This window comes from Segatella albensis DSM 11370 = JCM 12258 (assembly GCF_000426565.1).
GTDB lineage: Bacteria > Bacteroidota > Bacteroidia > Bacteroidales > Bacteroidaceae > Prevotella > Prevotella albensis.
The window spans coordinates 197,545-213,378 of record NZ_AUFP01000006.1; the positions used below are offsets into that span (position 1 = coordinate 197,545).

At 42.2% G+C, this 15,834-nt stretch carries 10 protein-coding genes and 1 pseudogene; 5 read left to right on the forward strand and 6 right to left on the reverse strand.

The window, feature by feature from the left end; genetic code table 11:
* Positions 1-420 precede the first annotated feature (420 nt).
* The 4 genes and pseudogenes from K333_RS12910 to K333_RS0105025 all read right to left on the reverse strand — a co-directional run bounded on the left by K333_RS12910 (position 421) and on the right by K333_RS0105025 (position 4,142).
* A pseudogene (locus tag K333_RS12910) lies at positions 421-1,010 on the reverse strand (virulence RhuM family protein).
* Positions 1,011-1,256: 246 nt separating this feature from the next.
* Positions 1,257-1,895: a trimeric intracellular cation channel family protein gene (locus tag K333_RS0105015; protein WP_024990493.1), complete on the reverse strand. Its 639-nt coding sequence runs from the start codon at positions 1,893-1,895 to the stop codon at positions 1,257-1,259.
* Between the two features lie 13 nt (positions 1,896-1,908).
* Entirely contained in the window at positions 1,909-2,865 is a 957-nt protein-coding gene (locus K333_RS0105020) for a D-2-hydroxyacid dehydrogenase (protein WP_024990494.1), read from the reverse strand.
* 5 nt (positions 2,866-2,870) lie between these two features.
* Positions 2,871-4,142, reverse strand: coding sequence for a replication-associated recombination protein A (locus K333_RS0105025; protein ID WP_024990495.1), 1,272 nt, complete (start codon positions 4,140-4,142; stop codon positions 2,871-2,873).
* Positions 4,143-4,286: 144 nt separating this feature from the next.
* Between K333_RS0105025 and K333_RS0105030 the strand changes: the two genes are divergently transcribed.
* Complete coding sequence (locus tag K333_RS0105030; protein WP_024990496.1) at positions 4,287-5,081, forward strand: hypothetical protein; 795 nt, start codon at positions 4,287-4,289, stop codon at positions 5,079-5,081.
* Between the two features lie 95 nt (positions 5,082-5,176).
* On the opposite strand, the gene K333_RS0105035 is transcribed toward K333_RS0105030, so the two are convergent.
* Positions 5,177-6,307: a helix-turn-helix transcriptional regulator gene (locus K333_RS0105035; protein ID WP_154652989.1), complete on the reverse strand. Its 1,131-nt coding sequence runs from the start codon at positions 6,305-6,307 to the stop codon at positions 5,177-5,179.
* A 268-nt stretch (positions 6,308-6,575) separates the two neighbouring features.
* On the opposite strand from K333_RS0105035, the gene K333_RS0105040 reads away from it, so the two are divergent.
* On the forward strand, positions 6,576-8,054 hold the full coding sequence (locus tag K333_RS0105040) for an L-fucose/L-arabinose isomerase family protein (RefSeq protein ID WP_024990498.1): 1,479 nt from the start codon (positions 6,576-6,578) through the stop codon (positions 8,052-8,054).
* A gap of 247 nt (positions 8,055-8,301) precedes the next feature.
* Positions 8,302-9,522, forward strand: a complete 1,221-nt coding sequence (locus tag K333_RS0105045) for a D-alanyl-D-alanine carboxypeptidase (RefSeq protein WP_238314498.1) — start codon at positions 8,302-8,304, stop codon at positions 9,520-9,522.
* Between the two features lie 2 nt (positions 9,523-9,524).
* Here the strand turns inward: K333_RS0105045 and K333_RS11985 are convergent, their stop codons facing one another.
* On the reverse strand, positions 9,525-10,586 hold the full coding sequence (locus K333_RS11985; protein WP_024990500.1) for a hypothetical protein: 1,062 nt from the start codon (positions 10,584-10,586) through the stop codon (positions 9,525-9,527).
* A 193-nt stretch (positions 10,587-10,779) separates the two neighbouring features.
* Between K333_RS11985 and K333_RS0105055 the strand changes: the two genes are divergently transcribed.
* Positions 10,780-11,970, forward strand: coding sequence for an ATP-binding protein (locus K333_RS0105055; protein ID WP_024990501.1), 1,191 nt, complete (start codon positions 10,780-10,782; stop codon positions 11,968-11,970).
* Positions 11,971-12,034: 64 nt separating this feature from the next.
* Entirely contained in the window at positions 12,035-15,634 is a 3,600-nt protein-coding gene (gene nifJ, locus K333_RS0105060) for a pyruvate:ferredoxin (flavodoxin) oxidoreductase (RefSeq protein ID WP_024990502.1), read from the forward strand.
* Positions 15,635-15,834: the final 200 nt, after the last annotated feature.

Consider the following 15,834-nt stretch of genomic DNA (forward strand, 5'->3'; position numbering starts at 1 on the left):
GTGCTCATAATTCGTGAATTCAGAATCAGAAACGGGCTAACTATGAATACTGAAATTATAAGTAAAATATAACTAACTGATAGACAGGTAGTTAATTATTCTACTCTAATTTATTTATCGAATTATACTGGAAATATCAGCTTCTTCAGTTAACTACGTAAGGCTACATACCTATTCGGGGCGACTTACGCAGTTAACTTCGTAAGCCGATGAAGTTAACTGCGTTCAAAGAAGTAACTTTTTGGAGGGTATTTTTCTGATACTTAAAAGACAAAATGCTTTCCTTTTGCTCTAGATGGAGCTATAAACGGATACATTTTTCTTTTAACAGTTTCCACACAAAGTTTAAATAGTGTGAACTAAGGACGTTACTAGTACCCTTCGTTCTACTTATGTTATCGCAAATTATATAGCTTTATATTATTCGCCATCAAAAGGCAACTCATCCAAAAATCTGTCAAAATCGCTTTGGAACAGACGATCTTGTATTATGCGATATTTCTCGAACTCTGTTTCTGCATATTCCTTAGCTTCTTCGGCAGACACACTCCCTGCTGTCTGTAGTACCTCATTACCACCGGCCGCTAAGATGGTATCAATCTGCTTTGTTTTCTATCCAACACATAGCCACGAATTGCATATTCTCGCAATACACTTGTGGCCCACTGGCGGAACTGAGTAGCACGAATAGAATTCACACGATAACCAACACTGATAATCGCATCGAGGTTATAAAATTGGAGCGCGCGATTTACATCTCTGTTACCTTCACGTCGAGCTACCGAAATTTTCTCGGTAGTTGCCTCTTTTTTCAGTTCGCCCGTATCATAGATGTTCTGCAAATGAACACTTATATTGTCAGAGGTACAGTCGAACAACATACCCATCATCTTCTGGGTACGCCACACCGTTTTATCCTTATAGTACACCTCTACGCCCTATTCCTTCCCCTCAATCTGAAAGATTAGGAACTCAGCCGTACTGTTCCTTATTTCTCTGCGTTTTGCCATATTTCGTTTGAGAAGTTGATTAATAATTTCGTGATTCTGCTTAAAACAATTTAATAGAATCATTCGTTATCGTTTTTTCTATTATTATAAAGATTCTTGACTTTAACAACAGATAATTTTATCATTCTCTTGGGGAATTAGTTCCATAACCTTATGTTCCGAGAGCCAAGTACCTGTCTTACTTTTCTCTGAAAAGATAGATTTGATGCGATTATAATGCGTATACTCCTTCATTTTAGAAATTTGTCAATCATCTTCATTATTCAACACAGGCAAGGAGATGTGGTATTTTACTGCGATCAAACGAATAAGACAGACGACAAGAAATGAGGTGACTGCTACTAAGGCTATGTTGAAATGCAAAGAATATAATCCCCAGTATACAAATCCTCCTACAATACAGGCTATGGCGTATATCTCTTTCTTAAAGATAACAGGTTCTTGATTCAGGAGTACATCACGAATGATACCACCGGCTGCACCGGTGATACTTCCCATGATGATGGCTACCCAGAAAGGATGCCCCAACGAAAGGGTCTTCTGTATTCCGGCAATGGTGAACAATGCCAGTCCTAACGTGTCGAACAAAAGCCAGGCATGGTTCAACTTATTGACATAGCGATTGAAAAAAATCACAACGAGTTGGGCCAAAAACGTGATGAGGATATATATCGTGGAAGTCATCCAGAATGGTGTAACTCCTAACATCACATCACGTACCGTTCCTCCTCCAATGGCAACGGCAAAACCACAGACGAAGCCTCCGAACCAATCAAAATGACGGTCGGCAGCAAGTCGTATACCAGAGATTGCAAAAGCAAATGTACCAATAAACTCCAGTGTCTGCTGAAGTGTATGGACAAAATGAGGATCCTCGTAAAGCATAATGTCTAACGGTTTATTGATTAACTACGTTCTGTGGATGTCCTGCAACAAATGCTTTCAGGTTCTCTACACAGATGTTCTTGAGGCGAAGTCGTGCTTCGTGTGTAGCCCATGCGATATGTGGCGTGATGAAAGCATTAGGATGAGCAAACAACGGATTATCCTCTGCCGGTGGCTCACTGCACATCACATCGGCACAATAGGCTCCCAGCTGACCGCTTTTCAATGCTGCAGCTACATCCTGCTCGTTAACCAAAGGGCCACGTCCTGTATTCACAAGGATTGCTCCTCGACGCATCTTCTGTAAGGTGTCCGCATTGATCATCTCATGCGTGTCCGATGTGAGCGGACAATGTAGGGTGAGGATATCACTCGTTGCCAACAAGCCCTCCATGGTTGTCTTCTGGATTCCTGCCGGTAAGTCGGAAGCGTTCTTGCTCGTAACAGCGAACACATCCATGCCAAACTCGTGGGCTATACGAGCCACACGCATACCGATATTACCAAGTCCTACAATACCTAGTGTCTTTCCTGCCAATTCTATCAATGGGGTATCCCAATAACAGAAATCAGGGTTCCTGCTCCATGCTCCTTCACGATTTTTCTGAGCATAGTGCTCCACTCTATTCGTAACTGTAAGTATATGGGCAAACACCATCTGGGCTACACTGTCTGTACTATATGACGGAATATTGGTTACGATGATGCCACGACGACGAGCTGCCTCTATATCAACGACATTATATCCTGTTGCCATCACACCTATATATTTAAGGTGAGGTAACTGTGCCATGATCTCATCGGTAATCTGTACCTTATTTATTAATATAGCATCAGCGTCTTTTGATCGTGACACGATTTCATCAACAGGGGTTCTATCATAAATTACAAATTCACCAAACTGCTTCAAATCATCCAGATCTATATCACCTGGAAAGGCTGCATAGCCATCTAATTCTACTATTTTCATCTTTTTTAATCCTTAAATCTATCTCCCCAGCATGTCATCATCCAATTATACAATCTTTCCTCAGAAGTAGAATGTTGTGGATGCCAAATGCGGGTGTTACCTAATTCCTGCGGTAAATATTCTTGTTGGGTAAAATGCCCGGGATAATCATGAGGATATTTATAACCATCATGATATCCCAAATCTTTCATTAAACTGGTAGGTGCGTTTCTGATATGCAAAGGAACCGGTAGGTTGCCAGTCTGCTTCACAAGTTGAATGGCATCATTTATTCCAAGATAAGCAGAATTGCTCTTCTGACTTGTTGCCAGATATACGGTAGCCTCTGCCAAAGGGATTCTACCTTCAGGCCATCCCACCTTCATGACAGCATCAAAAGCTGCATTTGCCAACAGAAGGGCATTAGGATTAGCCAGTCCTATATCTTCTGCTGCGCTGATGACAAGTCGGCGCGCAATGAATTCTGGAGACTCGCCACCTTCTATCATTCGGGCCAACCAATACAATGCGGCATCGGGATCACTTCCACGAATGCTCTTGATAAACGCGGAGATGATGTCGTAATGCATATCTCCCTTTTTGTCATAAGCAAGGGGATTGGACTGAAGACAGTCTTCTACCATCTTATCGGTAATCTCGATATTACCATCATTAGCAGACTCTACGACAAGTTCCAGTATATTAAGGAGTTTGCGGGCATCTCCTCCACTATATCTTAGGAGTGCGCCATTCTCCAGAATCGTGATATTTTTTTCTTTCAACTCTACATCGCTGGTAATGGCACGCTCCAAAAGTTCTACAAGGTCTTCCTTATCGAGAGATTTCAAGACATACAGTTGGCAACGTGACAGCAAAGGACGGATAACCTCGAAAGAAGGGTTTTCCGTTGTGGCTCCGATCAGGGTTACTATTCCCTTTTCGACAGCACCCAAAAGGGAGTCTTGTTGACTCTTGGAAAAGCGATGAATCTCATCAATAAATAATATAGGTGATGCCGAATTGAAAAAACGATTGCTCTGAGCCCGCTGAATGACATCGCGGACATCCTTTACTCCACTCGTCACAGCACTAAGCGTATAGAATGGCACATCGAGAGTCCGGGCAACAATCTGTGCTAAAGTCGTCTTCCCAACCCCCGGAGGGCCCCATAGTATGAAAGACGATATATGCTTCGATTCTATCATCTTACGAAGCACAGCACCTTCACCGACCAAATGTCGTTGTCCAACATAATCATCGAGGGTATGAGGTCTTAATCTTTCTGCTAATGGTTCCATTTTCTTTTATTTTAATGCAAAGATAATAAAAATCTAATGAAAGAGAGAAAATAGATTGAAATAATAAAAAATTGTGGGGGAAAAGTTTGCGAATTCAACGAGAAGTAATTACTTTTGCACCACAAGAATAATACAGAATTAAATATGAAGAAAGAAAAGACCTTAACTCTCAAGTCGTTAACTAAGAGTAATGTCTGGGATATTCAGGAGAACGATGTCTTCCGATTGTGGGAAGCAGCAGAAAAAAACTCAGACCTGAAGGATAATCAGAGACATTATATCGATGTAATCAAAAGTGCTTTTAACATCGAAGAGGTGAAGATTGACAAGCCTGAGGTGATTGCAAAATACGAAGCACGTGGTTTCAAGACGGGCCTTGTTCGCCTCGATGATTCTAACAAGGTGAAATGGGCCATCAAGAAAAAGCCTATCATGAGAGTCACAGATTTGACATACGAGAATATTCATCACATCTCTGCTTCTAAACTCATGGAAGTGCTCGACCGAAACTTCGGAGGTGGATGGGAAAGCCTTTCACAAAGTATACAGGATATCATTTCCAGTGGATTCGATATCAGTACTACTACCCTTCCTAAGGATAGACTCCACAAGGCTGGTGGTCTCTATGAGAAGAAGGTAAATGATGGATATGAGGTTCTCGAAATCGCTAAGGGTTCTTGGATTGAGGCTATCTTTGCTAAAGAAAAACCAAAGATGGAAAAGGTACGCATGAAGTTTGATGATAAGAACGAGGCGGACTTGAGCGATGATGATAACGATGATGATGCACCTGAAATTGTGGATCACTATAATGATGTTGACGACGATGACGATGCTTTCGATGATGACAAGCTCACAGAGGAAAGTTATCGTACTACATTTGATACAAATCCTGATGACTTGAATCTTACAGACGTCGCTGACGATGAAGATTTCTAAAGATTAGATTATTTTATATATATAAAGTCGGTAATGTAGAATCACATTACCGACTTTTTTATAGACTTATCTGCAATTGTTACACATCACGATGGTTATTCTCCATCCCATCCAAGACGGTTACGAGCCTTCAGGTAACCGGAACGCGAACTGAAGCCCGAAGCCTCGAGCACTTCCTTCTTTGTGGCATAAGGATGGTTCTGACGATATTCATCGGCATAACGTAAACGATACGTATTGACATACTCAAAGAATCCACCATACTCTCGATTGAATACCGTAGACACATAGGTTCGTCCAAAACTGCATTGTTCCACGACAGAGGTAAGTGTAAGATGTGGATCGAGGAATCCCTTCTTGTCAACCACAATCATACAGATCTGATGCTTAATCATCTCGACGGTATCATTAGGTATCACAAGTACCGACGAAATATCAGATGAAGTATCGACATTTTCTATAGGATATTCCGTAGGGCTTTCTATGGTCTCCTCTGCGTCAGGAACTTCGTGATTGAGGAATTTACGACGAGGATGAAGCATCGCTATCACGAAAGTGCTGTCAAGCAAGGACACCCACAACATTACGAAAATGGCGATGATACGACTGTCGAAATATACCATTGCCCATATTGGTATCATATATAAAATAGGTAGAAACCAAGTATTGGCAGCCACTTCTTTCGGGAAATCCTCGACATTGGAATAATCACGAAAGTTGTTACGATGAACGATAACATAGAGTTTGAAAATGAAGACGCTATTCACAATAACGAAAACGAAGGAGATGACCGAGGATATTGCAAGCAACAACGAACACATGGACTCGCTAAAGGTGAAGTCTGGCAATAACGAAGCTACCCATAGAAATGCAACAAAGCCAAAAACAGGAATGGTCATACACCACACAAATTTGCGATGATGCACATATTCCCTAAATGCAAAATAACGATAGAACAGCATATAGCTACACATCGGAGTTATCGAAATAAGATAGCATTTCATCAGAAGCCATGCTTCCAAATCCATAGGATTCCAGACATACGGCATAAGGACAATCGTGGAAAGCATGAAAAAAGTGGCCATGCGTCGGGCCGGATAGTAGTAATCGCCATATTCATCAAAAGGTTTACACATATGAAACCATCGGACTGCTGCCAATAGCATACAAACCGAAATGAGTCCGAACGTTGACACACTATATAATAATGTGAGATGATCTTTCATACAAACAGAGAGTTTTGAGTTACTTACTTTAAATCTTTACTTATTAAGTTTCTCGGCAAAGATATATAAAATTTCCGAAAAACACCAATAAACAAGTCAAAAAGTACAATTATCGGACAATATGTGTATTTTTACAACCTTTGAATGTTTAAAATTAGTTACCAAGCGTTTTTTTTATAGATAATTGTTTTGTGATTAAAATAATTAGTGTATATTTGCACCTATAAATCTAAAAATAATAATTTAATTCTATACTAACATAAATAATATGGTAAGCAAAAACATTCCTACAGTCAAACTAGGTATTATTGCCGTAAGTCGTGACTGTTTCCCTATCGCCCTGTCAACACAGCGCCGTGAAAACATCGTAAAAGAGTACAAAGGTGAAATCTTCAACTGCCAAACTACAGTAGAGAATGAGCAGGATATGCTCAAGGCTGTAAGTGAGGTAAAGGCTGAAGGTTGCAATGCTTTGGTAGTATTCTTAGGTAACTTCGGTCCTGAGACTCCAGAGACTCTTATCGCTAAAAACTTTGATGGCCCTGTAATGTTCGTAGCTGCTGCTGAGGGTGACGGCGACATGATCAATGGTCGTGGTGACGCTTATTGTGGTATGCTCAACTGCTCTTACAACTTGGGTATGCGCCATCTTAAGGGTTATATCCCTGAATATCCTGTAGGTACAGCCACAGACATCGCTAAGATGATCGAGGACTTCGTACCTGTAGCTCGTGTTATCCTGGGCTTGAAGGGTTTGAAGATCATCACTTTCGGTCCTCGTCCACAGGATTTCTTCGCTTGCAACGCTCCTATCAAGGGTCTTTACGAACTGGGCGTTGAAATCGAGGAAAACTCAGAGCTTGACTTGCTCGTTTCTTATAAGGAGCATGCCGGTGACCCTCGCATCAAGGACATCTGCAAGGAGATGGCTGAAGAGATGGGTGAAGGCAAATATTATCCTGAACTGAATGAACGTATGGCTCAGTTTGAATTGACTTTGCTCGACTGGGCTGAGAACCATAAGGGTAGTCGCCAGTATGTAGCATTCGCCGACAAGTGCTGGCCTGCATTCCCTAGCCAGTTCGGTTTCGAGCCTTGCTATGTAAACTCTCGCTTGGTAAGCCGTGGTATTCCTGTAGCTTGCGAGGTTGATATCTATGGTGCGCTCTCTGAGTACATCGGTATGTGCGCAAGTGGTGATACTGTAACTTTGCTCGACATCAATAACTCTGTTCCTCAGTATATCTACGATGAGGATATCAAGGGTAAATATAACTATACATTGACTGATACCTTCATGGGCTTCCACTGTGGTAACACTCCTGAGTGCAAGATGTGTGCTACTCGTGCCATCAAGTATCAGCTCATCCAGAACCGTCTGTTGGAGAATGGTGGCAAACCAGACTTCACTCGTGGTACTCTTGAGGGTGATATCGCTGCCAGCGACATTACTTTCTATCGTTTACAGTGCGATAGCGAGGGCAACCTCCGCTCTTACATCGCTCAGGGTGAGGTTCTTGACGTTCCTACTCGTTCATTCGGTGGTATCGGTATCTTCGCTATTCCTGAGATGGGTCGCTTCTATCGCCACGTATTGGTACAGAAGGGCTATCCTCACCATGGTGCCGTTGCCTTCTCTCACGTAGGAAAGACTCTGTTCGAGGTATTCAAATATCTGGGTATCAAGGACATCGCTTACAACCAGCCTAAGAGCCTTCCTTATCCAACAGAGAATCCTTGGGCATAAATTTTATTTCACACTAGAAATAGATTTATTAAGGGACCTATCTTCCAAAACGAAAGATAGGTCTCTTTCTTTTCTGATATCTCGAGGACGCTTTAATTTGTTTAACAGAATAATATTGGTAGGCCGACTTTTTCTTTTTACCTTTGCTTCCCATAATCACCGTTGCCCATACGGATGTGATTCTTGTCCATGAGGGAGAAGACGGACTTTGAACAAAATACAGAAACGCTAAATGACAACAAAATATATGAGAAATAAATGGATGGTAGCAGCGCTGGCAGCATTGATAATCGCAGGGTGTGGCCATAAGGAAGATAAAAGTAACAATAATAATATCACGAAGAAGTCGAATATCGTCATTGACCAGGATATGAAGCAACGACTTGCTGAACTGGCTCATGCGTCAAAACCACGTGGAGCTTTCGGGTTCTATGTCTTTGACCTGACAGCCGACAAACCTGTATATGGATGTATGGAAAACAGGGCGATGTCTTCTGCTTCTTGTCTGAAACTGTTAAGTGGCACCGCTGGATTACACTTATTGGGTACAAACTATAAATATACTACTTCTCTTTACACGAAGGGCAAAATGGACAATGATACCTTGAGGGGTGACATTGCTCTGAAGGCTGACGTAGAACCTCAACTCAATGCGCCGGACATGAAGATGTTCGCTGAGGTATTGAAATGGAAGAAAATCAAGAAGATTACTGGCAAAGTATATCTTGATCTATTTATCAAGGAACCTGTAAAGAGTGAGACACATTGGTATCCTTGGGACTTGTCTTTCTCTAAATATGGTATATTCTTCAAAGGTGCCGACCAGGTAAAGAAAGCGTTTAAAATGGCTTTGAAAGAGAAAGGCATACAGATAGATGACAACCAGATCATACTTGGTAAGGTTCCTACAGGATCACATTGCGTATTCAGATTCTACCGCACCATAGAACGCGTCATCAAACGTATGTGGAAGAATAGCTCTAATACACAGGCCACTTCATTGCTCTATGCTATCGGTCATCGTGTAAATCCGAAGGGAGAACCGACAAAAGCTGGTGTCATGTATCTCAAAAAAATCTTGCATGAAGAAATTGGCATCAAAGACCCTGCTATCGTAATTCATGATGGATGCGGTCTGTGTACACATAACCACATGTCACCAAAGTCGCTCGTACTAATCTTAAGATATGGATATAAGCATAAGGATATCTACCGACTGATGAAGAGGTATCTTTCTGTAGCCGGCGTTGACGGAACGGCCCGTGGACTTCTGAACACACCGGAGATGAAAGGTAGGATTTGGGCTAAGACGGGTACACTCTCCCACCCTTATGGCATCAGTTCACTTGCTGGTTTTGCACAGGGGAAAAATGGTCACATGTATGCTTTCGCCATCATGGACAATGATATGTCGGTTTTGGACGCACATGTGTTACAAAAGAAACTGGGACAGGCTTTGATGAAATAATCTTATTCACGTATCTGCAGACTGTAGTGATTACCGTCATATTTTATCTGCATCTCTCCGAGATGGGTACGGGATAACGCGAGGGCCACATGTCCCATGGTACGACGAAGATTCAACTCACATACAACAACATGGTAATGATCTATTGGAGTTCCTGATGCTGTGCCTAAATCTACAATCATCATATCAACGCCAAAAGGTCCTTGATAAACTGGGGCTATATCAGCACTCACCTTATCGATAATCGACTGTCGAAGTTCGTTTTGCCTTTCAAAAGAAAGATATTGAGCAAGTATTCTTTCCTTTTCGACCTCCGAGGCTAAAATGTTTCCGGTATAAGCCCCTCCGGATGTGGAAAAAAGACTGAGACCTGCATATTCGACAATACCATCATGTGAGTTATACTCAAAGGCGAAGTCTATTATCTTCTGATATTGTGGCTCTACAATTATACCTCCTTGACGGCGGATAACTGATGCTACCCAAGCTTCACTGTAATGAAATTGCACACCTCGTCCACTACTACTCCAAGGCGACTTGAACACGACACTGTTATCAGATTGTCCCTTCACACGTTCTGAACTTGCTGCATGGCGGGAAATAGAAGTTTCAACCTCTAAGCAAGATGTACAATAATCCACATCTTGTTGAAGATGAGAAGCACACCATTGGCGAGAACTCAGCATCCGGATCTTATCTAGACGAGAGGTAAGTTCAGGCGTATGGACAAAACCTAGCGAATGGGCTATTGCACGATCGAATCCCCAAGGAGAGACAACATCAAAGAAAGAGGTGGCATCATTAGAAGACAAATCAGAAAGATGAAATCTCCCTTTACATATATCATCCAATGTAACGAATCTAAAACCCTGATATTCAGCACTTAATTGATTTATATCAAAACTATTAGAAACCAAGATAGCATCACCCTCAGCAGCCCAGAACACAGGTAGCCAGCAAAGGTCCTCACGAAGTTGACGACCCGCGCGAGGCGATGTAAACTGCCATTGATGAGAAGCCAAGGCTATATCGTGCTCAGGATTAAATACATGTAATTTCGCCATTCTATCGTTAAATTTAGATTGCAAAGATACGAAAATAATTCAAGCGGACCACCATTAGTCCTCAATATTTATTCGAATGCTAAATAATGAAAAAAAATAAAGATTTTGTAAACTAGAGTTTGCAAATTAGAAAATAATCAGTATCTTTGCAAGGTATTTTTAGAACAAACGATTTCATAAGCTGATAAACAATATGGAAGAAGCATTCTTTCGCACGCATTCGTATCTGCTGGAACATACCAACGCAACACTTCGAAGATCTCTGATGGATGAGATAGACTGGAGTGATCGACTCATTGGTATCAAGGGTACACGAGGAGTCGGTAAGACTACCTTCCTATTGCAATATGCTAAGGAAAATTTTGGAATACATGATCGCTCGTGCCTTTATGTAAATATGAATAATTTCTATTTTCAAGGACGAGGTATTGCAGACTTCGCTGCCGACTTCGTAAAACAAGGTGGCAAGGTGTTGCTTATTGATCAGGTCTTTAAACAACCAGATTGGAGCAAGGAGTTACGACAATGCTATGACACACTTCCTACTCTGAAAATCGTTTTCACCGGTAGCAGCGTAATGCGACTCAAGGAGGAAAATCCTGAGCTTAACGGTATCGTGAAAAGCTACAACTTGAGAGGTTTCTCTTTTCGTGAATATATTAATTTGAAAACGGGAAACTCTTTTCATCCTTACACGCTCGAACAGATTCTCAACAATCATGAGCATATCGCACGAGAGATTCTGCCACTGGTCAGTCCTATGAAATATTTCTCTGATTATATCCACCATGGTTTTTATCCTTTCTTCCTCGAAAATAGCAATTTCTCGGAGAATTTGCTTAAAACGATGAACATGATGACCGAGGTGGATATCTTACTGATTAAGCAGATAGAATTAAAGTATCTTACCAAAATCAAGAAGCTCTTTTATCTGCTCGCCGTAGGTGGTCCTAAAGCCCCTAATATCAGTCAGTTGGCAACAGACATTCAAACAAGTCGTGCAACGGTAATGAACTATATCAAATATCTCGCTGACGCCAGACTCATAAACATGATTTATCCTGTAGGTCAACAATTTCCAAAGAAACCTGCAAAGGTAATGATGCACAACTCTAATCTTATGTATGCGATCTACCCTCTTGAGGTGGAAGACCAGACATTGATGGAGACATTCTTTGTAAATTCGATGTGGAAAGACCATAAGGTAAACCAAGGCTCTAAGGAACACAACTATATTGTAGATGAAAAACTGAAATTCAAGATCTGCGATGCACAAAGTAAAGCTAAGATGAGGTACAATCCCGACACTATCTATGCGAGATATAATACCGAAATCGGTAAGGATAACAAAATACCGCTCTGGTTGCTGGGATTCTTATATTAAAATAAGGTGAAAAAGATTAGAATTAAGATTTATACAAAACTATAACATTTTATCTATATTAAAAATGGCTAAAGAAAAAAAGTTTATCACATGTGATGGTAACACAGCTGCTGCTCATGTAAGCTATATGTTTACTGAGGTAGCTGCCATTTACCCTATCACTCCGTCTTCTCCAATGGCGGAGCATGTAGACGAATGGGCTGCCAAAGGTCGCAAGAACCTTTTTGGTCAGACTGTTTCAGTTCAAGAAATGGAATCTGAGGGCGGTGCTGCTGGTGCAGTTCACGGTTCTCTTCAGTCAGGTGCACTGACATCTACTTATACAGCCTCTCAGGGTCTTCTCTTGATGATTCCTAACATGTATAAGATTGCTGGTGAATTACTGCCTTGCGTTTTCAACGTATCAGCTCGTACACTGGCATCTCACTCTCTTTGTATCTTCGGTGACCACCAGGACGTAATGGCTTGTCGTCAGACTGGCTTCGCTATGTTCTGTTCAGGTTCTGTTCAGGAAGTTATGGACCTTTCTGCAGTTCCTTACCTTTCTACTCTCGAGAGCAAGGTTCCTTTCATCAACTTCTTCGATGGTTTCCGTACTTCTCATGAGTATCACAAGATCGAGGAGATGGATATGGAAGATATCCGTCCATTGGTTAACCCAGAGTGGATCGAGGATTTCCGCAATCGTGCACTTTCTCCTGAGCGCCCTGTTACTCGCGGTACAGCAGAGAACCCAGAGACTTTCTTCACTCATCGTGAGGCTAGCAACAGTTACTATAATGCTATCCCTGAAATCGTAGAGAAGCACCTCGCTGAGGTTTCTAAGATTACAGGTCGTGAGTATCACTTGTTCAACTACTATGGTGCTGCTGATGCTGAGAACATCATCGTATTGATGGGTTCTGCAACAGAGCCTGCTCGCGAGGCTATCGATTATCTCGTAAAGCAAGGCAAGAAGGTTGGTATGGTAGCTGTTCACCTCTATCGTCCATTCTCTGTAGAGGCTATCCGCAAGGCTATTCCTGATACTGTTAAGCGCATCGCTGTGCTCGACCGTACAAAGGAACCAGGTGCTGAGGGTGAGCCATTGTATCTCGATGTTAAGAGTGCTCTTTATGATGATCCTCGTAAACCTCTTGTCGTTGGTGGTCGTTATGGTCTTGGTTCAAGCGATACTACTCCAGCTAAGATTGTTGCAGTATTCAAGAACCTTGAACTGCCAGAGCCTAAGAACCACTTCACTGTAGGTATCGTTGATGATGTTACCTTCACTTCTCTTCCTGAGGAGGAAGAAATCCCAATGGGTGGTGACTCACTCTTCGAGGCTAAGTTCTTCGGTTTGGGTTCAGATGGTACCGTAGGTGCTAACAAGAACTCTGTACAGATTATCGGTAACAACACTAATAAGTATTGCCAGGCTTACTTCTCTTATGATTCTAAGAAGTCAGGTGGTTTCACATGTTCTCACCTCCGTTTCGGTGATGACCCTATCCACTCTGCATACTTGGTAAATACTCCAAACTTCGTAGCATGCCATGTTCAGGCTTATCTGCACATGTACGATGTAACTCGTGGTCTTCGTGACAACGGTACATTCTTGCTGAATACTATCTTTGATGGTGAGGAGTTGATCAACTTCATCCCTAACCACGTAAAGAAGTATTGGGCTAAGCATAACATCAAGGTTTATTACATTAACGCTAGCAAGATTGGTCAGGAAATTGGTTTGGGTAACCGTACCAATACTATCCTTCAGTCTGCTTTCTTCCGTATTACTGGTGTCATCCCTGTTGACCTTGCTGTAGAACAGATGAAGAAGTTCATCGTGAAGTCTTATGGCAAGAAGGGTGAGGATGTCGTTAATATGAACTATGCAGCTGTTGACCGCGGTGGTGAATATAAGGAACTTACTGTTAATGCAGCTTGGGCTAACCTTCCTGAGGATGAGAAGAAGGTAGATGACGCTCCTGATTTCGTTAAGGAGCTCGTTCGTCCTATGAACGGTCAGGCCGGTGACTTGTTGAAAGTTTCTGACTTCGTTAAGCACAACACTGTTGATGGTACATGGATGAATGGTACTGCTGCATACGAGAAACGTGGTGTAGAGGCTTTCGTTCCTGTTTGGAATGTAGAAAACTGTATCCAGTGTAACAAGTGTTCATTCGTTTGTCCTCACGCTGCTATCCGCCCATTCGTTTTGGACGAGAAAGAAGCTGCTGGCTTCGAGGGTGCTACTCAGGATATTATCGCACCTAAGGCTTTAAAGGGTATGAAGTTCCGTATGGAGGTTTCTGTACTCGACTGTCTTGGCTGTGGTAACTGTGCTGATGTCTGCCCAGGTAAGAAGGGTGAGAAGGCTCTGAAGATGGTTCCATTCAACGTAGATGCTGAGGATATGATCCAGGAGGCTAAGAACTGGGAATACCTCGTTAAGAACGTTAAGTCTAAGCAGGATCTCGTAGATATCAAGCAGAGTCCTAAGAACTCTCAGTTCGCTCAGCCATTGTTCGAGTTCTCTGGTGCTTGCTCTGGTTGTGGTGAGACTCCTTACGTTAAGTTGATTTCTCAACTCTTCGGTGATCGTGAGATGATTGCTAACGCTACAGGTTGTTCTTCTATCTACTCAGCTTCTGTTCCTTCTACTCCATATACAAAGAACGCAAAGGGTCAGGGTCCTGCTTTCGACAACTCATTGTTCGAGGACTTCTGTGAGTTTGGTCTTGGTATGGCTCTTGGTAACAAGAAGATGAAGACTCGCATCACAATGCTTCTAAACGAAAAGATTGCTGATGATAAGACTTCTGCAGAATTCAAGGCTGCTGCTCAGCAGTGGATTGAGGCTCAGAACGATGCTGATGCTTCTAAAGAGGCTGCTGCTGCTCTGAAACCATTGATCGCTAAGGATGCTGAAGCTGGTTGCAGCGTAGCTAAGGAGTTGAAGACTCTTGACCACTATCTCGTTAAACGTTCACAGTGGATCATCGGTGGTGATGGTGCTTCTTACGATATCGGTTATGGTGGTCTTGACCACGTACTCGCTTCTGGTGAGGATATCAACATCCTTGTTCTTGATACAGAGGTTTACTCTAACACTGGTGGTCAGTCTTCTAAATCAACCCCTATCGGTGCTATCGCTCAGTTCGCAGCATCTGGTAAGCGTGTAAGCAAGAAGGATCTTGGTTTGATGCAGACTACTTATGGTTACATCTATGTAGCACAGGTTGCTATGGGTGCTGATAATGCTCAGACTTTGAAGGCTATCCGTGAGGCTGAGGCATACCCAGGTCCATCATTGGTTATCGCATACGCTCCATGTATCAACCACGGTATCAAGGGTAAGGATTCTGACGGTAAAGGCAAGCGCTCAATGAACCGTTCTCAGCACGAGGAAGCTTTGGCTGTAGAATGTGGTTACTGGCACTTGTGGCGTTTCGATCCACGCTTGGCAAATGAAGGAAAGAACCCATTCCAACTTGACTCTAAAGAGCCTAACTGGGATGAATTCCGCAACTACTTGATGGGTGAGGTTCGTTTCGCTTCTTTGAAGAAGGCTTTCCCTGAGGAGGCTGAAGAACTTTACGCAGAAACTCAAAAGAGTGCTCAGCGTCGCTATAAGTCTTATGTTCGTAAGAGCCAGGAAGACTGGAGCGATGAGCAGGCTTAAATCTGTTTGATAGCCAAACTTCGGATTGGCTATCATTAAAATATTAACATAGGGTCCGCAGTCTATTTCTTTAGATTGCGGACCTTTTATTTTTCCAAAGGCCTACAAAGATTTAACAAACAAGGTAAGATATAAGCCCATTCTCTAAGAATTTTGCGAATGCATATAAAAAAAGGTCTTCCTTACTCTATCGGTAAGAA